General features: G+C 61.4%; 18 protein-coding genes and 1 pseudogene. 9 read left to right on the top strand and 10 right to left on the bottom strand.

Annotated elements, in window-relative coordinates; translation table 11 throughout:
* Positions 1-56 precede the first annotated feature (56 nt).
* Positions 57-617 (bottom strand): alpha-ketoglutarate-dependent dioxygenase AlkB, encoded by a 561-nt coding sequence (locus tag AB9K34_RS09950; protein WP_369954334.1) that lies wholly within the window; start codon positions 615-617, stop codon positions 57-59.
* A gap of 262 nt (positions 618-879) precedes the next feature.
* On the opposite strand from AB9K34_RS09950, the gene dnaK reads away from it, so the two are divergent.
* From dnaK to radC, 3 genes are all read left to right on the top strand, one after another.
* The gene (gene dnaK / locus AB9K34_RS09945; protein ID WP_369954269.1) at positions 880-2,787 is read left to right on the top strand and encodes a molecular chaperone DnaK; all 1,908 of its coding nucleotides are present in this window, start codon (positions 880-882) and stop codon (positions 2,785-2,787) included.
* A gap of 76 nt (positions 2,788-2,863) precedes the next feature.
* Positions 2,864-4,015 carry a molecular chaperone DnaJ gene (dnaJ, locus tag AB9K34_RS09940; RefSeq protein WP_369954268.1) on the top strand — a complete coding sequence of 384 codons (1,152 nt, stop codon included), beginning with the start codon at positions 2,864-2,866 and terminating at the stop codon, positions 4,013-4,015.
* A gap of 136 nt (positions 4,016-4,151) precedes the next feature.
* On the top strand, positions 4,152-4,913 hold the full coding sequence (gene radC / locus AB9K34_RS09935; protein WP_369954266.1) for a DNA repair protein RadC: 762 nt from the start codon (positions 4,152-4,154) through the stop codon (positions 4,911-4,913).
* A 10-nt stretch (positions 4,914-4,923) separates the two neighbouring features.
* Here the strand turns inward: radC and secA are convergent, their stop codons facing one another.
* Complete coding sequence (secA, locus tag AB9K34_RS09930) at positions 4,924-7,641, bottom strand: preprotein translocase subunit SecA (protein ID WP_369954265.1); 2,718 nt, start codon at positions 7,639-7,641, stop codon at positions 4,924-4,926.
* A 173-nt stretch (positions 7,642-7,814) separates the two neighbouring features.
* On the opposite strand from secA, the gene AB9K34_RS09925 reads away from it, so the two are divergent.
* Genes AB9K34_RS09925 through AB9K34_RS09915 form a run of 3 tightly spaced genes read left to right on the top strand, consistent with a single transcriptional unit; the run spans position 7,815 to position 10,292 of the window.
* Positions 7,815-8,666 carry a peptidylprolyl isomerase gene (locus tag AB9K34_RS09925; protein WP_369954264.1) on the top strand — a complete coding sequence of 284 codons (852 nt, stop codon included), beginning with the start codon at positions 7,815-7,817 and terminating at the stop codon, positions 8,664-8,666.
* A gap of 4 nt (positions 8,667-8,670) precedes the next feature.
* A complete protein-coding gene (argJ, locus tag AB9K34_RS09920; protein ID WP_369954263.1) occupies positions 8,671-9,897 on the top strand; it encodes a bifunctional glutamate N-acetyltransferase/amino-acid acetyltransferase ArgJ in 1,227 nt (408 codons plus the stop codon).
* The gene (locus AB9K34_RS09915; RefSeq protein ID WP_369954262.1) at positions 9,894-10,292 is read left to right on the top strand and encodes a (deoxy)nucleoside triphosphate pyrophosphohydrolase; all 399 of its coding nucleotides are present in this window, start codon (positions 9,894-9,896) and stop codon (positions 10,290-10,292) included. Before argJ ends, AB9K34_RS09915 begins: the two co-directional genes overlap by 4 nt.
* 64 nt (positions 10,293-10,356) lie before the next feature.
* On the opposite strand, the gene AB9K34_RS09910 is transcribed toward AB9K34_RS09915, so the two are convergent.
* Together AB9K34_RS09910 and AB9K34_RS09905 are read right to left on the bottom strand one after the other, a co-directional pair.
* Positions 10,357-11,337, bottom strand: a complete 981-nt coding sequence (locus tag AB9K34_RS09910; protein WP_369954261.1) for a YVTN family beta-propeller repeat protein — start codon at positions 11,335-11,337, stop codon at positions 10,357-10,359.
* Positions 11,338-11,353: 16 nt separating this feature from the next.
* The gene (locus tag AB9K34_RS09905) at positions 11,354-12,532 is read right to left on the bottom strand and encodes an ABC transporter substrate-binding protein (RefSeq protein ID WP_369954260.1); all 1,179 of its coding nucleotides are present in this window, start codon (positions 12,530-12,532) and stop codon (positions 11,354-11,356) included.
* A gap of 203 nt (positions 12,533-12,735) precedes the next feature.
* On the opposite strand from AB9K34_RS09905, the gene AB9K34_RS09900 reads away from it, so the two are divergent.
* From AB9K34_RS09900 to AB9K34_RS09890, 3 genes are all read left to right on the top strand, one after another.
* Entirely contained in the window at positions 12,736-13,275 is a 540-nt protein-coding gene (locus AB9K34_RS09900; protein ID WP_369954333.1) for an SRPBCC family protein, read from the top strand.
* Positions 13,276-13,342: 67 nt separating this feature from the next.
* On the top strand, positions 13,343-14,215 hold the full coding sequence (locus AB9K34_RS09895) for a cytochrome D1 domain-containing protein (protein ID WP_369954259.1): 873 nt from the start codon (positions 13,343-13,345) through the stop codon (positions 14,213-14,215).
* Positions 14,212-15,018, top strand: coding sequence for a quinoprotein dehydrogenase-associated SoxYZ-like carrier (locus AB9K34_RS09890; protein WP_369954258.1), 807 nt, complete (start codon positions 14,212-14,214; stop codon positions 15,016-15,018). The genes AB9K34_RS09895 and AB9K34_RS09890 overlap by 4 nt, the downstream gene beginning before the upstream one ends.
* 74 nt (positions 15,019-15,092) lie before the next feature.
* On the opposite strand, the gene AB9K34_RS09885 is transcribed toward AB9K34_RS09890, so the two are convergent.
* The 6 genes and pseudogenes from AB9K34_RS09885 to AB9K34_RS09860 all read right to left on the bottom strand — a co-directional run.
* The gene (locus AB9K34_RS09885) at positions 15,093-15,626 is read right to left on the bottom strand and encodes a PQQ-dependent catabolism-associated CXXCW motif protein (RefSeq protein WP_369954257.1); all 534 of its coding nucleotides are present in this window, start codon (positions 15,624-15,626) and stop codon (positions 15,093-15,095) included.
* The gene (locus AB9K34_RS09880; RefSeq protein WP_369954256.1) at positions 15,623-16,423 is read right to left on the bottom strand and encodes a substrate-binding domain-containing protein; all 801 of its coding nucleotides are present in this window, start codon (positions 16,421-16,423) and stop codon (positions 15,623-15,625) included. The genes AB9K34_RS09885 and AB9K34_RS09880 overlap by 4 nt, the downstream gene beginning before the upstream one ends.
* 25 nt (positions 16,424-16,448) lie before the next feature.
* Entirely contained in the window at positions 16,449-16,982 is a 534-nt protein-coding gene (locus tag AB9K34_RS09875; RefSeq protein ID WP_369954255.1) for a c-type cytochrome, methanol metabolism-related, read from the bottom strand.
* 74 nt (positions 16,983-17,056) lie between these two features.
* Complete coding sequence (locus tag AB9K34_RS09870) at positions 17,057-18,859, bottom strand: methanol/ethanol family PQQ-dependent dehydrogenase (RefSeq protein WP_369954254.1); 1,803 nt, start codon at positions 18,857-18,859, stop codon at positions 17,057-17,059.
* Between the two features lie 237 nt (positions 18,860-19,096).
* Positions 19,097-19,942, bottom strand: coding sequence for an S-formylglutathione hydrolase (gene fghA / locus AB9K34_RS09865; RefSeq protein ID WP_369954253.1), 846 nt, complete (start codon positions 19,940-19,942; stop codon positions 19,097-19,099).
* A gap of 10 nt (positions 19,943-19,952) precedes the next feature.
* Positions 19,953-20,093 (bottom strand): annotated as a pseudogene (locus tag AB9K34_RS09860) (S-(hydroxymethyl)glutathione dehydrogenase); the annotation flags it as partial.

The following is a 20,093-nucleotide window of genomic DNA, read 5'->3' as shown; positions in this document are numbered from 1 at the left end:
GGGCAGTGCCCCTCGCCATGTCGTCCCTGCACGCGCACAGGTCGCGATGATCCCGATCACGTCACAACCCGCAATGTCAGGTTCAGTCGTCCCCCCTTCGGCAAAAGTCGCGAGGATCGAAACCGGATACGATCGATCCCGTGATAGGTCAGCCGCGCCGCCCCGCCCATGACCACGACATCCCCCGATGTCAGCCATAGCGATTCTGTCGATCCGCCCCGCGTTGGATTGCCGATGCGAAACAGCCCGTCATCGCCCAGTGAAATGGACACGACCGGCCAGGAAAAATCGGCCTCGTCGCGATCCTGGTGCAGGCCCATCCGTGCGCCTTCGCCATACCAGTTGATCAGGCAGCAATCCGGTTGCCTTTCAAGGCCGGTGACCTCACGCCAGATCGTGAGGATGACCTCGGGAATCGCGGGCCATTCCGCGCCACCGGGATGGCGCGGCGCATAACGATAGCCGCGCTGGTCCGAGTACCAGCCAAGGCGTCCTGCCGATGTCATACGCACCGACATCGGTCGTCCATAGGGCGTTTCAGGTTGGAACAGAGGCGCCGCGCTCACCACGTCGCGCACCGCCGCGACCACCGCCTCCTGTCTGGCCGGATCCAGCATGCCCTTCCATATCCCGAAGCCGCGCAATTCAAGACAGCCCACCGACGGTTCTCCTTTCCTGACAAACCGGTTCAAAATTCTTCCAAGATTCGTGAATTCAGCCGCGCAACGACGGTTGCAGGCCGCATGACTGCTCCCTATATACGCCGGGACGCGCACTGGCGGGACCCCCGCTATCGCGCAACACAATCGGGGTCGGGATGCCATAACGGGTTCAGGCCTCGGGTCATCGCCTTGAAACAGCTAGGGATCAAAAACCAAAATGAGCAAAGTAATCGGAATCGACCTCGGCACCACGAACAGCTGTGTTGCCATCATGGACGGAAGCCAGCCCCGCGTGATCGAAAACGCCGAGGGCGCCCGGACCACCCCCTCCATCGTCGCCTTCACGGACGAAGAGCGGCTTGTCGGCCAGCCCGCAAAGCGTCAGGCCGTCACCAACCCGGACAACACCATTTTCGGCGTCAAGCGCCTGATCGGTCGTCGCAATGACGATCCGGATCTGGCCAAGGACAAGAAGAACCTGCCCTTCTCGGTGATCGATGGCGGCAATGGCGACGCATGGGTGGAAGCCAAGGGCGAGAAATATTCACCGAGCCAGATCTCGGCCTTCATCCTCGGCAAGATGAAGGAAACCGCCGAATCCTATCTTGGCGAGGAGGTCAGCCAGGCTGTCATCACGGTGCCGGCCTATTTCAACGACGCCCAGCGTCAGGCCACCAAGGATGCGGGCAAGATCGCCGGTCTGGAAGTGTTGCGTATCATCAACGAACCGACTGCGGCGGCGCTGGCCTATGGTCTTGACAAGAAAGACACGCACACCATCGCGGTCTATGACCTCGGCGGCGGTACATTCGACGTGACCATCCTTGAAATCGACGACGGCCTGTTCGAAGTGAAATCCACCAATGGCGACACGTTCCTTGGCGGTGAAGACTTTGATATGCGGATCGTCAATTACCTCGCTGACGAGTTCAAAAAGGAAAACGGCGTCGACCTGACCAAGGACAAGATGGCGTTGCAGCGGCTCAAGGAAGCTGCCGAAAAGGCCAAGATCGAACTGTCCAGCAGCTCGCAGACCGAGATCAACCAGCCGTTCATCTCGATGGATCCGAAGGGCGGCCAGCCGCTGCACATGGTCATGAAACTGACCCGCGCGAAACTGGAAAGCCTGGTCGGCGACCTGATCAAGGCTTCGCTGAAGCCGTGCCAGGCGGCGCTCAAGGATGCCGGTCTGTCGGCCTCCGACGTGGACGAGATCGTTCTGGTCGGCGGTATGACCCGCATGCCCAAGGTCGTTGAGGAAGTGACCAAGTTCTTTGGCAAGGAGCCGCACAAGGGTGTGAACCCGGACGAGGTTGTTGCCATGGGCGCGGCCATCCAGGCCGGTGTTCTGCAAGGTGACGTCAAGGATGTTGTGCTGCTCGACGTGACGCCTCTGTCGCTGGGCATCGAGACGCTGGGTGGCGTGTTCACCCGCCTGATCGACCGCAACACGACGATCCCGACGAAGAAGTCGCAGATCTTCTCGACGGCCGAGGACAACCAGAACGCCGTGACCATCCGTGTGTTCCAGGGTGAGCGTGAAATGGCCGCCGACAACAAGATCCTCGGCCAGTTCAACCTCGAAAACATCCCGCCCGCTCCGCGCGGCATGCCGCAGATCGAAGTCACCTTTGACATCGACGCCAACGGCATCGTGTCGGTCGGGGCCATGGACAAGGGCACCGGCAAGGAGCAGAAGATCACCATCCAGGCTTCGGGCGGTCTGTCGGATGAGGACATCGAAAAGATGGTCAAGGATGCCGAGGAAAACGCCGAGGCAGACAAGGCCCGTCGCGAGCTTGTCGACGCCAAGAACCAGGCGGAGAGCCTCATCCATTCGACGGAAAAGTCGATGGAAGAGCATTCCGACAAGGTGGACCCGACCACCATCGAAGCGATCGAACTGGCGATTGCGGCGCTCAAGGACGAGCTGGAAAGCGAGAATGCCGAGAAGATCAAGTCCGGCATCCAGAACGTGACCGAAGCGGCGATGAAACTTGGCGAAGCCATCTACAAGGCCAGCCAGGAGTCGGAAGAAGAACCGGCGGCAGCCGATGCGGGCCCGGGCGACGATGATATCGTCGATGCAGAGTTCGAGGATCTGGACGATAACAAGCGTGCATAAGGCGCTTGTTTGAAACTGGATGGGCCGGCCCGATCGCGGCGCCGGCCCTCTGACGTTCAGACAGGAGGACAACAGAATGTCAAAACGCGACTTCTATGACGTGCTTGGCGTGACCAAGGGCGCCTCGTCCGACGAAATCAAGAAGGCCTATCGCAGGAAGGCCAAGGAACTGCACCCCGACCGGAATGCCGGCAACCCCGACGCGGAAAGCCAGTTCAAGGAGGCCAACGAGGCCTACGAAGTTCTCAAGGATGCCGAAAAGAAAGCCGCCTATGACCGGTTCGGTCACGCCGCCTTCGAGGGCGGCATGGGAGGCGGACGCGGCGGACGGCCCGGTCAGGGGTTTGGTGGCGGCGATTTCTCTTCGGCCTTTTCCGATGTGTTCGACGATCTTTTCGGCGATTTCATGGGCGGACAGCGGGGCGGCGGCGGACGACGCCCGGCGCGCGGTGCGGACCTGCGTTACAACCTGCGCGTCACCATGGAAGATGCCTATTCCGGTTTGCAGAAAACCATCAACGTGCCTACTGCGGTGGCCTGTTCGGCCTGCGACGGAAACGGATCGGAAGGGGGATCGGAACCGACGACATGCCCGACCTGTTCGGGGATGGGCAAGGTGCGCGCGCAGCAGGGCTTCTTTACGGTTGAGCGGACCTGTCCGACCTGTTCCGGGCTGGGGCAGATCATCAAGAACCCCTGCAAGGTTTGCGGCGGACAGGGACGCGTCGAAAAGGATCGGGCACTGAACGTCAATATTCCCGCAGGTGTCGAGACAGGCACCCGCATTCGTCTTGCCGGCGAGGGCGAGGCGGGGATGCGTGGAGGCCCGCCGGGTGACCTCTATATCTTTGTCGAAGTGCAGGCGCACGATCTGTTTGAACGGGATGGCACCAATCTCTATTGCCGCGTCCCGGTCAGCATGGCCAAGGCGGCGCTTGGCGGCGCAATCGAAGTCCCCACGATCGATGGTGGCCGCGGGCGGGTCCAGATCCCGTCGGGCAGCCAGTCCGGTCGCCAGATGCGCTTGCGTGGCAAGGGCATGCCGGCGCTGCGCGGTGGCGGGACAGGTGACATGTTCATCGAACTGGCAGTGGAAACACCGGTCAATCTGACCAGCCGTCAGAAGGAACTGCTGCGCGAATTCGAGGAACTGGGCGAGGACAACAATCCGGAATCCAATTCGTTCTTTTCCTCGGTGAAATCCTTTTGGGATGGCATGAAGGGCTGAGCAGCGCCGATTGCCGCCGACAGTTGCGATGGGACGTCAGCCGGATGGTTGGCGTCCTTTTTCGTGTCTGTGGCCAGATGCGTGGGCGACCATTTCGGTTAACCGAATGTTCACCCCGGCCAATCAGGCTCAGGATATGACAAACAGTCCCGCATTTTATGAAACCCGGTCGTTGTTTGATAGCGACGATGAGGCGCGGGTTCGGCCGGTGACACAGGGCAGACTGCCGTCCTATATCGCGGATCATCGCAAACGCCTGCGCGAACGTTTCGTGCGCGGCGGAGCGGCGGCAATGCCCGATTACGAGCTTTTGGAACTGTTGCTGTTTCGCTCGATCCCGCGCCGGGACGTGAAACCGCTCGCGCACGACCTGCTCGCGCAATTCGGCGATTTCAATCGGGTTCTGGCGGCGCCGCCCGAGCGGCTGTCCGAGATCAGCGGGGTGGGTGAGGCCGTAATCACCGATCTCAAGATTGTCGAAGCAGCAGCCCACAGGATGGCGCGGTCGCGGGTGCTGCAACGGCATGTGATCTCAAGCTGGGATGCCATCCTGGATTATTGCCATACCACGATGGCCCATCGCGAGACCGAGCAGTTTCGCGTATTGTTCCTTGACCGCAAGAATGTGCTGATCGCAGATGAAGAACAGGCGGCCGGTACGGTTGATCATGTCCCGGTCTATCCGCGAGAGGTGGTCAAACGCGCGCTGGAACTGAACGCGTCGGCGCTCATCCTTGTGCATAACCATCCGTCGGGCGATCCGTCGCCGTCGCAGACGGATATCGACATGACGCGGCAAGTGCAGAAGGCTTGCGATGCGCTTGGCCTGACACTTCACGAGCACCTGATCATCGGCAAATCAAGCGAGATGAGTTTTCGCGCGCAGGGCTATCTCTGATCGCAGGGCGTCAGAGAAGCCTGCCGTGGCAATGCTTGAACTTCTTGCCGCTCCCGCAGGGGCATTTCGAATTGCGTCCGGGATTGCCCCAGGTGGTGGCGTCGTTTTCGTCGAATCCGGCCTGTGGTTCGTCGGGGTCGACAGCGGGCTGTTCCTGCGTCGCGTCGTCCGGTGCCGGTGCGGCGGCCTGGTTCAACTGCGCCTGTTGTGCGGCGATCTGGGCCATCATCTGCTGCTGCTCTTCTTGGGTCAGCGGCCGGATCTTGGCGAGGTTTTCCGTCACCGTTTCACGCAGACCGTCGAGCAGGCCCTCGAACAGCTGAAAGGCTTCGGTCTTGTATTCGTTGAGCGGATCGCGCTGCGCATAGCCACGGAACCCTACCACCGAACGCAGATGTTCGAGCGTCAGAAGATGCTCGCGCCATTTGGTATCGATGGTCTGCAGCAGAATCTGCTTTTCGATGTTGCGCATCGAGTCCGGGCCAAAGTCGATGGCCTTTTTCGCCATCAATTCGTCGGTCGCCTTGACGAGCCGTTCGCGGATCACCTCGTCATCCACGCCTTCTTCCTGGGCCCATTCCATAACGGGCACGTCGATACCGAGTTTCTCGATCACCTGTGCATAAAGCTTCTCGGTGTCCCATTGGTCGGCATATGATTTTGGTGGCATATAGGTGTCGATCAGGTCGTCGATGACCTGATATCTCATGTCGGCGGTGATTTCCGACAGATCCTTGGCCGCCATGATCTCGCGGCGTTGTCCAAAGATCACCTTGCGCTGGTCGTTCATCACGTCGTCGAACTTCAACACGTTCTTGCGCATGTCGAAGTTGCGGCCTTCGACCTTGGCCTGCGCACGTTCGAGCGACTTGTTGACCCAGGGATGAACGATGGCCTCGCCTTCCTTCATGCCCAGCGTCGAAAGAACCTTGTCCAGGCGGTCCGATCCGAAGATGCGCATCAGATCGTCTTCCAGGCTGAGATAGAACACCGTGCGGCCGGGGTCGCCCTGGCGGCCGGATCGACCGCGCAACTGGTTGTCGATGCGGCGGCTTTCGTGACGTTCGGACGCCATCACAAAGAGACCGCCGGCATCCAGCACCTTCTGCTTTTCTTCCGCGTGGCGGGCCTCTTCGGCCGCGCGAAGTTCGACAGGATCGGCGTCGGGGTTTTCTTCGAGTGCCGCCAGCACCTTGAGTTCGACATTGCCACCGAGCTGGATGTCGGTTCCCCGACCGGCCATGTTGGTCGCGATGGTCACGGCACCGAGCCGGCCCGCATCCGCAACGATCTGCGCTTCCTGCTCGTGCTGGCGCGCGTTGAGCACGTTGTGCTTGATCCCGGCCTTGGTCAGCATCTGGGACAGCATTTCCGACTTTTCAATCGACGTGGTGCCAACCAGAACCGGTTGCCCCTTGGCATTGGCCTTTTCGATTTCCTTGATTATGGCTTCGTATTTCTCGCGTGCCGTGCGATAGACCTGATCGTCCTCGTCGACGCGGGCGATCGGCTTGTTGGTCGGCACTTCAACCACGCCGAGCCCGTAGATTTCCTGAAATTCCTCGGCCTCGGTGACGGCGGTGCCGGTCATGCCGGACAGGTTGTCATATAGCCGGAAATAGTTCTGGAAGGTGACGCTGGCGAGGGTCACGTTTTCCGGCTGGATCTTGACGCCTTCCTTGGCTTCGATGGCCTGATGAAGCCCCTCGGACAGGCGGCGACCGACCATCATGCGGCCGGTGAACTCGTCGATCAGCACAACCTGGTTGTCGCGAACGATATAATCCTTATCCTTCTGGAACAGCTTGTGCGCGCGCAGGCCCTGGTTGACATGGTGCACGATCGTCGTGCTCTCGGGATCGTAGAGCGATTGTTCGGGTTCGAGCAGGCCGCGACCGTGAAGCTGCTGTTCCAGGAATTCGTTGCCCTCGTCGGTGAAGGTCACGTTGCGGGTCTTTTCGTCGATCGTGAAGTGCTCGTCGGTCAGCGATGGAATGACGGCATCGATCGAGACGTAGAGTTCGGAGCGGTCTTCCGCCGGTCCGGAAATGATCAGCGGCGTGCGGGCCTCGTCGATGAGGATACTGTCGACCTCGTCAACGATGGCGAAATTGTGCTGCTTCTGGAACACTTCGCCGAGGTCCGACTTCATGTTGTCGCGCAGATAGTCAAAGCCAAGCTCGTTGTTGGTGGCATAGGTGACGTCGGCGGCATAGGCGGCCTTTTTCTCGGCCTCGGGCTGCTGCGGATAGACGACGCCGGTGGTCAGGCCGAGGGTCGCGAAAACCTTGCCCATCCATTCGGCGTCACGCTTGGCGAGATAGTCGTTGACGGTAACGACATGCACGCCCTTGCCGGTCAGCGCGTTCAGATAGGCGGGAAAGGTCGCAACCAGGGTCTTGCCTTCGCCGGTCTTCATCTCCGCGATATTGCCCTGGTGCAGGAACACCCCACCCATCAACTGCACGTCAAAGGCACGCAGGCCAAGGGCCCGTTTTGCGGCTTCGCGACAATTGGCAAAGGCTTCGGGCAGCAGATCGTCGAGATTCTCGCCATCTCTGGCGCGCTTGGCGAGTTCCTGCGTCTTTTCCTTCAGACCGTCATCCGTCAGTTTCTCGTAATCCGCTTCCAGCGCGTTGATTTGTTCGATCAAGGGACGTGTCGCCTTGACTTTGCGGTCGTTCGGTGTGCCGAACACCTTTTTGGCGATTGTTCCGAATCCCAGCATGATCACTCCAGCCGATCTGACTTTTACTCTTTGGTGCAGTCTTGCCCGTCTTGCCTGCAACCCATAGATACACGGCAGAAAGACGGCGCTGCATAGGCCTCAAGGCGATGTAAGGGTCGGGTGAAACAGTGTCAACGCCACGCCCCGCCGTGGCCCATGAATAGGAAGATTTCATGCCCAAACATCTCACATTTCTGCCGGTTCTGGCCCTGAGCGCCGCGATATCGACCGCCGCACTGGCCGACTCGGGTCCGAATGCGGAAACCGTTGTCGCGAGCGTCAATGGTGAAGAAATCACATTGGGACATGTGATCATGGCGGGCGCGACGTTGCCGGAGCAATATCGGCAGGTTCCGGCCGATGTTCTTTACAACGCCGTTCTGGATCAGTTGATCCAGCAAACCGCGCTCGTGCAATCCCGCGATGGGGATGTGCCGGTGGCCGTGGAACTCTCGCTTGAGAACGAGCGCAGATCCCTGCTTGCGGCGGATGCGATCGAGACAGCGATGGCCGATGTCGGCAGCGAAGAAGAACTTCGTGCCGCCTATGATGCGAAATACGCCGACGGAACAGGGGGGACCGAGTTCAACGCTTCGCATATTCTGGTCGAAAGCAAAGAGGATGCCGACGCGGTCAAGGCCGAACTGGATGGCGGTGCGGATTTCGCCGAAACCGCCAAGGCAAAATCGACTGGCCCGTCGGGTCCGAACGGCGGTGAACTTGGCTGGTTCAGCGATGGCCAGATGGTGCCGGAATTCCAGGAGGCGGTGAGTGCGCTCGAGGTCGGGCAGGTGTCCGAGCCGATTCAGACCCAATTCGGCTGGCATGTGATCATCCTGAATGACAAGCGCGACAAGGAAGCGCCCGAACTCGAAGCCGTGGCCAATGAGCTTCTGGCGGAACTGCGCCAGAACGCGCTTGAGGACCGGATCGAGGAACTGACCAGCAAGGCCAATATCGAGCGCCCGGTCATCGAGGGCCTGAAACCCGAGATGATCAAGGATCTCGGGCTGATCGGTAACTGATCCCATGGCAAAGATCACCTCTCGGTCTCCGCTTGCGCCCGAGCATTTTCCGGATTTGCCGATCGTTCGCGGTGTCCGGTTCGCGACCGCCGAGGCGGGCGTGCGCTATCAGGGGCGCACGGATGTGATGTTGGCGCTCCTCGACCCCGGCACCTCCGTTGCCGGGGTGTTTACCCGGTCGGCGACACGTTCGGCCCCGGTTCTCGATTGCCAGGCCAAGCTCGGCGGGGCGCCCGAGGGACCTGCCGCGATCCTGGTGAATTCGGGCAATTCCAACGCGTTCACCGGACATTTCGGTCAGACTTCGGTACAGGAGATTGCGGACGCCGTGGCGCGCGCCAGCGGTGTGGCGACCGAACGCGTGTTTACCGCATCGACCGGCGTGATCGGTGAGCCGCTGCCACATGCGCGGATCATCGACAAGCTGGCCGAGTTGAAGGACGGGCTTGATGCCGGCGGCATCGGGGATGCGGCAAAGGCGATCATGACGACCGATACCTTTGCCAAGGGGGCCTGCGCGCAGGTCGAGATCGCGGGCGAGACAGTCACCATCGCCGGGATCGCCAAGGGCTCGGGCATGATCGCGCCGGACATGGCGACGATGCTGGTCTACATCTTTACCGACGCGGTGGTCGATCAGCCGCATCTTCAGGCCATGTTGTCGGACCTGACCGAGCAGACTTTCAACTGTATCACCGTGGACAGCGATACCTCGACCAGCGACAGCCTGATGCTCTGCGCCACCGGCGCTTCCGGTGTGAACGCAGCCGACAGCGCCGACTTCAGGGCGGCGCTTCACGGGGTGATGCTCGATCTTGCGCATCAGGTCGTCCGGGACGGAGAGGGCGCGACAAAGTTCGTCGAAATCCGTGTGACCGGTGCGGCCTCGGATGCCGATGCCAAGGTGCACGGCATGGCTATCGCCAATTCGCCCTTGGTCAAAACGGCGATTGCGGGCGAGGATCCGAACTGGGGCAGGGTGGTCATGGCCATCGGGAAATCCGGTGCCGCCGCCGACCGCGACCTGCTGAGCATCCGGTTTGGCGACACGCTCGTCGCCGAAAACGGCTGGGTCAGTCCGGATTATCGCGAAGCGGACGCCGCGGCGCATATGAAGGGTCAGTCGCTTTCGATCGCGGTCGATCTCGGCCTTGGCAAAGGAACGGCGACCGTGTGGACCTGCGACCTGACGCACGGCTATATCGAGATCAACGCGGATTACCGCTCGTGAAAACCGTTCTGGTATCTGCGGTTGCGTTGATCGATGTCGATGGCCGGGTGTTGCTGGGACAGCGTCCCGAAGGCAAGTCGATGGCCGGGTTGTGGGAATTTCCCGGCGGCAAGGTTGAGCCGGGAGAAACCCCCGAGGCGGCTTTGATCCGCGAGCTTGAGGAAGAGCTGGGGATCAACACCTGGGCCTCGTGCCTTGCGCCGCTGACTTTCGCGAGCCACAGCTATGACGATTTCCACCTTCTCATGCCGCTGTTTGCCTGCCGCAAGTGGGAAGGAATTCCGCGATCCGTCGAAGGGCAGGAACTGGCATGGGTGCGGCCGGCGAAACTTCGGGATTATCCCATGCCCCCCGCCGATATTCCGTTGATCCCGATCCTGCGCGATTGGCTGTGACGCCAGACGCACCTCTTTAAGGAATCAAGGGCCGGTCATTGCCAGGCCAGCACGAGCTGGCGCTTCATCCATCCCGGTCCGGCGTAACGGCCACACCCCAGGGCTGTTCGCCGACCTGCACCGATTTCACAGCCTTTTGCGTTTCGACGTCGATGATCGTCACGTCGTTGGAATTGCCATTGGTGGTAATCAGGTATTTCTCGTCGGGCGTAAACGCCAGTTGCCAGACCCGCTGGCCAACGATGATATAGTCCACCACCTCGTCGGTCTCGGCATTCACGACCGCGATCCGGTTGGCCGGTCCAAGCGCGACAAACAGCCATTTGCCATCGGAGGTGATCTTGGCCCCCACCGGTTGCAGCCATTCCGGCAGCACACCGGGCACGTCGAAACCGATCTTCTTGCGCAGGGTCGGCGCCCCATCGGCCGCGATGTCGATGACGCTGACCGTTCCACCGATTTCGGAAGTGACATACAGTTTGCTGCCATCCGCCGTGTATTGTGCATAACGGGGCCGCTGATCGACAAGGATGTTGTGCTTGATCTCGTAATCCGAGGTATCGATGAAATGCGCCATGTTGGTGGTTTCCGAGGTGTTCACCACAAATCGCGCATCCGGGCTAATGCCCATGCCTTCGGGTTCGACGCCGACGGGGACCTCTGCGAGAACGGTGTGGCTCTCGGTATCGACGACGGTGACGAGGTTGTCGTCCTCGTTGGCGATATAGAGCGGATTTCCAGATGGATGCAGCACGAACAGCTCGGGGTCAGGACCGGAGGGCAGGCTATAGAGCTCTTCGAACGTGGTGGTATCGAATACCCGAACCGTGTCGTCATCGGATGCACAGACATAGAGCAGCGCGCCATCCGGGCTGATGGTGATGCCGCGTGGGCGGTTTCCGGCGGGAAATTCGGTGACGACCTCCCATGTGTCACTGTCGATGACGGTGACGGTGTTGCCCTTTTCGTTGCTGACAAAGACAGTGTTGGCGGCCGCGCCGGTAGCGATCAGTGCGGCAAGGCAAGTGGTGAGAACAAGCTTCATCCCTGGGTCTCCCGTATCAGTTGAAAGCGGTGCAGGCGGTTTCGGGTGCGTCAAGTCCGAGCGTATCCAGCGGCGAAGTCTGGTGCAGATACCCTTCCTGCGGTGAAACGCTGACGGTGATGCGCCCGTCATAGAGCAGGACGGGTTGTCGCAGCTGTCCGTTCCACGGGCGGAACGTGACCTTCTGTCCCTTGAACGCTGCCAATTCGAAACTGTCGCCCAGCACATAGTCGCGCAGGCGTGCGGTGTCGGCGGTGCCGGTCCGCGTCACGGCCTCGCCGACGACCCGCAGGGCAAGCCATGTCTGGTAATCCTCTTCGCGGACATACCTGCCCGTCAGCTTTTCAAAGCGGCGCTGGAACTGGGTCGCGCCCCAGGCCTCGTGCGCTGCGTGGAACGTCACCGGGCGCAATCCCGCAGACCCCATGACGGGGCGCGGATCCCACAGATGAAATGGCAGGTAGGGCGCAAAGACGTCCGAGGCGTCGGCGGCGATCACCACGTCATGGTCGCGCGCGCCCTGCGTGAATACCGGAAGCTGACGTTGCACCAGAACGTGACCGGTATCGGTCCGCCGGGAACCGCCGGTATCTTCGAATTCCCGCTCTTCGACGATGCTGGCACCGAATTTCTCCGCCGAGCGGCGATAGGCATCGCCCAGAGACCGATCTGCCGGGTTGGAGCCCTGGATCAGGTACCAGCGCGGCCATTTCTTCCAGGTGGTAAATTGCGTCACGGCGTCTGCCATCATCGCATCCGAGGGCGCCACGTGCAGCAGATTGCCGCGGCACTGGTCATCGCGCAGGGCCGTGTCGCGTGCGAGGGCGTTTATCACGAGCCGATCCGGCCCGGCCTTGTCCGCCAGCCGCAGCAGGTCTCCGGCCTGCGCCATGATCACCAGAATATCGAAATCCCGCGCAAGCACCGCATCAAAGGCGGCATCCGCCTCCTCGGGTGGGGTGGCGATGTTTTCGAGCGTATAGCTGTGTCCGAGAAATCCGCCGGTGGTTGCGTTGTCTTCGGTGGCGAGCAGGGCTCCGGCAAAGCCGATATTGTCCGGCAACAGATCAAAGCGCGATATCGGGGCGGCCTGTGGATAATCGATGCGGAAGACGACGGTCCGGACATCGACCGCATATCCCTTGGATGCGCCGAGCAACAAGACGCACGCCAGCAGAGTTGTCAGGTAACGCAAACCGATCCCCCTTTTCGTCATCCTGCCGATTGTTGGATCATTCTGCCAGATGATTGATCCAGCCCAACCGATACTTTTGGCTCATTGCGGGAACGGGGCGGGAAATTACCATGAACCCGCAACGCCTGTCGGGCAACCGGCGCGCGATGCCGGGACAGGCGGTCACAGCGGCAAGCCCGCGCAACAGGAGGTACGAGAAACACATGCGCTATCTGAAATTCCTGGCGGTGCTGATCGGGGTTCTGATCCCGGCCATGGCGCTGGCCCATGGACCAACCCGGCAAAAGATCTCGCTGAGCACCGATGTCGCCGCCAGCCCGGCAGAGGTCTGGGATGTGATCGGCAATTTTCAGGACATGAGCTGGCATCCGGCGGTGCATTCGACCAGCGGCGAAGGCGGCAACGAGATCGATGCCACCCGCGTTCTGACGCTGGGCGAAGAGGGCGGGTCGACGATTTCGGAAGTGCTCTACAAGTACAGCGCCGAGAAGATGAGCTATTCCTACCGCATCACCGATGTGCTGGTCGAGGTCCTGCCGGTGACCAACTACTCGTCGCACCTGACGGTGATCCCGCTGGACAGCGGCGGGTCAAAGATCGAATGGCGTGGCGCGTTCTATCGCGGATACCCGAACAACGATCCGCCGCCCGAACTGAACGACGAGGCCGCGATTGCCGCCGTCACCGGTATCTATCAGGCAGGTCTCGATGCCCTGGCGGCCCGGTTTGGCAGCAGCAATTAGGCAGCTGACCCTTTGGGTTCTCCCGTCCCTCGTTGCCACGGTCGTGGCAGCGGGGGATTTTGCATATGTGACAAACCAGAACAGCGACGACGTCAGCGTGCTTGACCTGGAAACCGGCACCGAACTCCGGCGCGTGCCGGTCGCGGGCAAGCCGGCGGGTATCGTCGTCGATGGGCGTGGCGGCTATTATACGGTGTCTCCCGACAGCAAGACAGTGCGCCGCTTCGATGCGGCAACCGACAGGGTGCTTGCCGAGATCACACTCGACGGTGGCCCCATGGGCATTGCGCTGGACCGTACACGGGGGCATGTGTTCGTATCGGACTGGTACAATGCGCGTGTCCGGGTGCTGCATGGGGACACGCTTGCGCAGATCGCCTCATTGCAGACCGGAAGCGCACCTGCCGGGCTGGCCGTTTCGCCGGACGGCCGGTGGCTTGCCTGTGCCGAACGGGACGCGGACGCGGTATCGATCTTTGATCTTGAGAAGCTGACTCGCGTGCATCGGGTGCCGGTCGGATCGCGGCCCTTTGGTCTGGCCTTCGCGCCGGACGGACGATTGTTCGTGGGCAATGTCGGGTCTGATGACGTGTCCGTGGTCGACGCCGTGGCAGGTGATGTGATCGCGACGGTTCCGGTGGGGGCGCGGCCCTATGGGGTCGCCTTTGCGGCGGGGCGTGCCTTCGTCAGCAACCAGTACGCCGATACGGTGAGCGTGCTTGATCTCGCCACGCTGGCACCGGTTGCCACGATCGATGTGGGCGAATACCCTGAGGGTATCGACAACACGGGCGATGCGACCCGTATTGTCGTGGCGAACTGGTTCTCGAACTCGGTCAGCGTGATCGATGCGACCCTGCTGGAGGTGATCGGCGAGATTGGAACCGGCGACGGGCCACGCGCGTTCGGCCGGTTTGTCATGGGCGGAGAGGGACAATGAAACATGCGTTGATTGCGGCTCTGGCGTGTTTGTGCATGACCGCGCCCGCATGGTCGCTCGATGCGCCGGGCTGGCGCGATCTTGCCACCAGTATTTTCGGCGAGCGCCCGCTGCAGGACGGGTCGGAGTTCATCGCGATCGACAGCCCCTATCGCAGTTCCGACGACGCGCGTACGCTGATTTCGGCGCAGGTCGAGGCACCGCGCGGCGCGATGCTGGGCAAGGTGACACTGGTTCTGGACGAGAACCCGATGCCGGTGTCGGCGGTGTTCAGCTTTGAGCGTCCCCTGCCACGGTTCTATTTCCAGACGACGATGCGGATCAATGGGCCGACGCCGCTGCACGTGGTTGCCGAGACCACGGACGGGCGATTGTTCGTCGTCGGGCGTTACGTGAAAACCTCGGGGCAGGGCGCCTGTGCCGCCCCGCCCGGGACCAACCCCGACGAGGCGCTGGCGACGCTGGGAGAGATCAGCATCGGAATTGATCGCGTGACCGGCGCCGGGACATCGCTGGATCTTGCGTTGCGCGAACGGCAGGTGGATGTGGATATCAGCCATCCCAGCCATTCGGGCATGCAGATGGATCAGATATCGCTGCTGTTCATTCCAATGCGTTATGTGGAGACCATCGAGGTCGATCTCGACGGGGCGGGATATGTCGAGATGACCGGCAGTATCTCGTTGTCGGAAAACCCGCGGGTGAGCCTGTCGGTGCCGTCGGGGACGCAAAGCATCGATGTCACGATGACCGATACGGATGGCACGGTCAGCACCGCGCATAAATCCCTGGCGGGGTATTGAGCGACAGATCGGCGGATGAGGGGCGCTGCCCCTCAAACTCCCCGGAGTATTGCGACAAAGATGAAGGGGCCGGCTCAGGGGTGCGGCTGGATTTCTTCGGTCGGGTAATCGAAGAAGACCCAGCCATCGGTGCCGTCGGGCATCCAGTAGACGGTATCATAGCCATATTCGAGCGCCCGTTTGGCGGCGTTCCACGACATCCAGCACTCTTGCAGGCAGAAGAACAGAAGCGGGTGAGCGGTGTTTCCCCCGGTCGCCGCATCGAGTCCGGCACGGAAATAGCGATCGGTTGCCTGGGCGATGCCACCGTAGCCGACATTGGGCAGCCACATCGAACCGGGGATCGAATGGCGCGGTTTTTCCCGCCAGATGGTACCTTCGGGCAGGTTCGCGGGTTTTGGCGGGCGGGGCAGCACGTCGATGAACGCGACATCGCCCCTGCGCCACAGGGTGTGGGCGGTTTCGGTGTCGACGACCGTGGCGCCCGTCAGCGTGGACGGGACCGGGGCGCGATAGTTGTCCATACGGTAGCTGTCGGGCTCGGCAACCTGAGCCGTGGCGGCGAGCGGCGCGAGCAGCAGCATGAAGAGCGCCGCGCTTCGGATCATTTTGACGGGTCCAGCATATCGGTGCCCATGTCGTTGAGCAGCGGCACACCTGCGGTGTCGAGCAGGGCGTTGATCTCGGACTGGTTGCGGCGGATCAGTGAGTTCAGCTTTCGTTGCCACACTTTTTCACCCTGACGCACGCCCATTGTGATCCGGAAGAACAGGCGGGGCGGCAGCGTCTCTTGTGTGAGGGGGATGACCTTGAGACCCGGGTATTGCTGTTTCACCAGCGGTCCGGCGAGCGGGCCCCAGAGGATCGCGGCATCGGTGGTATCGGCAGCAAGATCGTCGAGCATGTCGATCGCCGGGGATTCGTGGCGGCGATCGACGACGAGGTTGTAGGCGCGGGCTTTGAGCATCAGCCCGTTGCGGGCCATGTGGGTTGCTGGCGGGCTGCCGGCGATAATGCCGATGACCTTGTCCCGCAGGGCGGGATCGGACAGCGTCGTGACGCCCGATAGCGGGCCATCCGCCGGCACCACCAGCGTATAGGAGGAGGTATAATAATGATTGGTGTTAAGCACCAGTTCGTGGCCCTGCGCATACCCCATGACGATGTCGCACCGGTTGGCGCGCAGGGTGTTGCGGACAAAGCCGGTTGCCATCGGGTACCAGGTGTATTGCACCGGTACCCCCAGGCGATCGGCGATCAGGTCGGCCAGCTTGTTTTCGAAGCCGGTGCCGTCCTGCGCCGACATGGGATAGTTGGCCGGATCGGCGCAGACGCGCAGCGCGGTTTTCGACACCAGATCCGAGGTCTGTGCCGTGGCCATCCCGGAGAGGGCCAGCCCCGCCATCACAACGGCGACGGCGGTGAGCCGGTCAGCCCATGCAGGCATCTTCGGCCTCGCGGATGGAGTCGGACTTGGCCTCTTTCTTGCCCGGACGCCCGCGGGGAATCGCGTCCATCCCGCGGGCCTTGAGATAGACATAGATGTCGTCGAGATAACACATCACGTTGGGGTTTGCGCCGAAATGGGGCATCACCGAATTGCCCACGGTGCGGCCATTCACCACCACGTCGTAGAAGTCGTAATATCCCATCTGGACGGCGGAATTCTTGATCTTGGGGGCGTAGGTCGACCCTTCACCGTCGGGGCCGTGACAGACATGGCATTCGGCATGGTAGCGCCGGAAGCCCGAGAATGTCAGCCAGTCGACCGTTCCGTCGTCGGCGATGTTGAAGGTCGGAATGTCGTCATCGGTGTAATAGCGGCCGCCCTCTTCGTAGGCGACGGGTACTTCCGGATGGTCGTCTGCCGGGTCCACCGGCTGGTCACTCCAGTTTGCGGCGGCCGCCGCGAGCGGGAGTGCTGTTATCAGGCCTGTAGCGATGAAACGTTTAGCGATTCTCATTTTATTCCCCATAGAAACTGGCGGCTGGCGCAATCGCCGAGGCAACTGCGCCAGCCATGTTTCATGTCGGTCGATCAGTCGGGCAGTGCGAACACGGTCAGCTGACCGCCGAGTGCGGTGTAGTCGCTGAGCGCGGCGTATCCGCCCACGGCACCGAGACCATCATTCGGGTTGGTCAGGCCCGCGGCGAGACCGATCCCGGCCCAGCCGCCGACGCCCGAGAGGATGCCGATATACTGCTTGCCCTGATGCGTGTAGGTCATCACGTTGCCGATGATCCCCGACGGGGTGCGGAAGCGGTAGAGTTCTTCGCCGGTTTCCGCATCGACCGCCTTGAGATACCCTTCAAGCGTGCCGTAGAACACGATGTCGCCGGCGGTCGCCAGGGCACCGGACCAGACCGAGAACTGCTCGGGCAGGGACCACTTGATTTCACCGGCGATATTGTCCCAGGCGATGAAATTGCCCATGCCGCCATGGCTGTCGGGGGCAGGGTACATTGCCAGGGTCGCGCCGACATAGGGCTGACCGGCCGCATAGCTGACGCGGAACGGTTCATAGTCCATGCAGACATGGTTGGTCGGCACGTACATCAGCTGGGTTTTGGGGCTGTAGGCAGCGGGTTGCTGGTCCTTGGTGCCCAGAGCCGCCGGACAGATGCCGGTCGAGTTCACGTCCTCGCCGTTCTGCTCGGTGGAATACTGCGCCACGACGGCGGGACGGCCATAGGTGTCACTGGACGGATCCATGTCGACGCCGGTTGTCCAGTTGACGACGGGGTCATACTTTTCCGCCACCAGCAATTCGCCGGAAACACGATCCATCGTATAGGCAAGGCCGTTGCGGTCGAAATGGGTCAGCAGCTTGCGGGTTTCGCCGTCAATCTCCTGTTCCGTCAGGATCATCTCGTTGATGCCGTCATAGTCCCATTCGTCATGCGGGGTCATCTGGTAGAACCATTTGGCGACGCCGGTGTCGATGTCACGCGCCATGATGGTCATCGACCAGCGGTTGTCGCCCGGGCGCTGCGCCGGGTTCCATGTCGACGGGTTGCCGGTGCCGTAATACATCAGGTTCTCTTCGAGATCCGCCGAGTACCAGCCCCAGGTGGTGCCGCCGCCGATCATCCACTGATCACCTTCCCAGGTGTTGGTGCCGGAATCCGCGCCCACCGGTTTGCCCAGATGGGTGGTCTTCTCGGGATCGACGAGGATGTCTTCGTCCGGGCCCATCGAATAGGCGCGCCAGGCCAGCGAGCCATCGGCGATATTGTAGGCGGTGACAGAACCGCGCACGCCGAATTCACCGCCGGAGATCCCGACGATCACCTTGTCCTTGACCGGCAGAACGGTGGCGGTGTTGGTTTCGCCCTTGGCCGGATCGCCGTTGACGACGGACCATTCGACTTCGCCGGTTTCGGCATTCAGTGCAACAACCGTGGTATCGGCCTGGTGCAGGAAGATCTTGCCCTCTGCATAGGCGACGCCGCGGTTCACAGTGTCACAGCACATGACCGGGATGACATCCGGGTCTTGCTTGGGTTCGTATTTCCACTTGATCCGGCCTTCATTGGCAAGGTCGAGCGCGTAGACGATGTTGGGGAACGGCGTGTGCAGGTACATCATGTCGCCGATCACCAGCGGCGAGCCTTCGTGACCGCGCAGAACGCCGGTCGAGAAGGTCCACGCGACCTGAAGGTCGCCCACGTTGTCCTTGTTGATTTCGTCCAGTGTCGAGTAGCGCTGGTTCTTGTAGTCGCCGGTCTGGATCGCCCAATGATTTGGATTGTCGATTTCGGCCACCAGCCCATCGTTTGCACTGGCCAGGGTGGCGGTGCAAAGCGCGATGGTCGATGCCAAAGCGAATAGCTTCTTCATATTCAACTCCCTTGATGATGATGTCCGCATGCTGCCGCGCGACAGTGGCGAACCCAAAAGCTGCGCGTCATGCGGAATTCTCCCGGTTCCTTGTCGTATCCACCTCCTACCGGGACGAAAACTGTCTGTGTCGGTACCTCCTCTGTTCGCTTGCGCGCCGCCGTCTGGCGGGGCGGTCCTGGATCAATGGCCTCGGATCTGCGTGGGCGCCGGCGTGACCGCCATGCCCATGCCGCATCAGCCGGGGCCGCTTGTTGCCTTGTTCAACCGGGTAGCGTGCCAATCGACATGCTCGCCCGCAAAGGTCGAAACGAAGTAATAGCTGTGGTCATATCCCGCCTGCATGCGGAACAGGCCGGATTGTCGCCGTCTGGCCATCACCTGCGCCAGCGCTTCCGGGCGGAGCAGGTCGAAAAACTGGTCATCGGCCCCCTGATCGATCAGGATATCGCCTTTCCAGCCATGTTCTTCCAGAAGGATCGAGGAATCGTGGCACGACCATGTGGATTCGTCGTCGCCAAGATATTCGCTCAGTTGCTTGCGCCCCCAGTCAGACCGGGTCGGATTGGCAATGGGGGCAAATGCGGAAACCGAGTCAAACAGCTCCGGGTTGCGCAGTGCCAGGGTCAGCGCGCCGTGACCGCCCATGGAATGCCCGGTGATGCCGTGGCGGTCGATGACGGGAAAATTGTCGGTGACGATGCCGCGCAGTTCCGACAGCACGTAATCATACATCTGGTAATTCGCGCGCCAGGGATCGCGCGTGGCATTGACGTAGAACCCCGCACCCTGACCCAGATCATAGGCCTGGTCATCGGCGACACCGGCGCCCCGCGGCGACGTATCCGGGAAAACCAGCGCGACGCCGTGTCTGGCCGCATGGGCCTGAAACCCGCCCTTGGTCATGGCGTTCTCATGGGTGCAGGTCAGACCCGACAGATACCACAGGACGGGAACCCGAGCGCTCTCGGCCTGCGGCGGCAGGTAGATCGCAAAGGTCATTTCGGTCCCGCAACTGTCAGAGCGATGCGCACAGACGGTCTGGGCACCTCCGAAACATCTGTTTTCCGAAACGACCTTCATGGTGCTTTCCTCAAAACTCGACGACGGCTCTGATTGATTTTCCCTCGTGCATGAGGTCGAAGCCCTTGTTGATGTCCTCGAGGCCCATCTTGTGGGTGATCATGGGGTCGATCTCGATCTTTCCGTCCATGTACCAGTCGACGATTTTCGG

Origin of the sequence: Sedimentitalea sp. XS_ASV28 (genome assembly GCF_041224545.1) — a bacterium.
In the GTDB taxonomy this organism is placed as follows: domain Bacteria; phylum Pseudomonadota; class Alphaproteobacteria; order Rhodobacterales; family Rhodobacteraceae; genus Sedimentitalea.
Note: the sequence above shows the minus strand (reverse complement) of the source record. Positions and strands in the feature narration are given on the sequence as shown.

What these genes read in the sequence shown, in the direction of transcription:
- radC (WP_369954266.1), top strand. Translation starts at nt 4,152, where the DNA reads ATGACAAACAGTCCCGCATTTTATGAAACCCGGTCGTTGTTTGATAGC.
- AB9K34_RS09890 (WP_369954258.1), top strand. Translation starts at nt 14,212, where the DNA reads ATGAAACATGCGTTGATTGCGGCTCTGGCGTGTTTGTGCATGACCGCG.
- AB9K34_RS09910 (WP_369954261.1), bottom strand. Translation starts at nt 11,337, where the DNA reads ATGAAGCTTGTTCTCACCACTTGCCTTGCCGCACTGATCGCTACCGGC.
- secA (WP_369954265.1), bottom strand. Translation starts at nt 7,641, where the DNA reads ATGCTGGGATTCGGAACAATCGCCAAAAAGGTGTTCGGCACACCGAAC.
- dnaJ (WP_369954268.1), top strand. Translation starts at nt 2,864, where the DNA reads ATGTCAAAACGCGACTTCTATGACGTGCTTGGCGTGACCAAGGGCGCC.
- fghA (WP_369954253.1), bottom strand. Translation starts at nt 19,942, where the DNA reads ATGAAGGTCGTTTCGGAAAACAGATGTTTCGGAGGTGCCCAGACCGTC.
- AB9K34_RS09950 (WP_369954334.1), bottom strand. Translation starts at nt 617, where the DNA reads ATGCTGGATCCGGCCAGACAGGAGGCGGTGGTCGCGGCGGTGCGCGAC.
- AB9K34_RS09880 (WP_369954256.1), bottom strand. Translation starts at nt 16,423, where the DNA reads ATGGCGGGGCTGGCCCTCTCCGGGATGGCCACGGCACAGACCTCGGAT.
- AB9K34_RS09885 (WP_369954257.1), bottom strand. Translation starts at nt 15,626, where the DNA reads ATGATCCGAAGCGCGGCGCTCTTCATGCTGCTGCTCGCGCCGCTCGCC.
- dnaK (WP_369954269.1), top strand. Translation starts at nt 880, where the DNA reads ATGAGCAAAGTAATCGGAATCGACCTCGGCACCACGAACAGCTGTGTT.
- AB9K34_RS09875 (WP_369954255.1), bottom strand. Translation starts at nt 16,982, where the DNA reads ATGAGAATCGCTAAACGTTTCATCGCTACAGGCCTGATAACAGCACTC.
- AB9K34_RS09900 (WP_369954333.1), top strand. Translation starts at nt 12,736, where the DNA reads ATGCGCTATCTGAAATTCCTGGCGGTGCTGATCGGGGTTCTGATCCCG.
- argJ (WP_369954263.1), top strand. Translation starts at nt 8,671, where the DNA reads ATGGCAAAGATCACCTCTCGGTCTCCGCTTGCGCCCGAGCATTTTCCG.
- AB9K34_RS09870 (WP_369954254.1), bottom strand. Translation starts at nt 18,859, where the DNA reads ATGAAGAAGCTATTCGCTTTGGCATCGACCATCGCGCTTTGCACCGCC.
- AB9K34_RS09925 (WP_369954264.1), top strand. Translation starts at nt 7,815, where the DNA reads ATGCCCAAACATCTCACATTTCTGCCGGTTCTGGCCCTGAGCGCCGCG.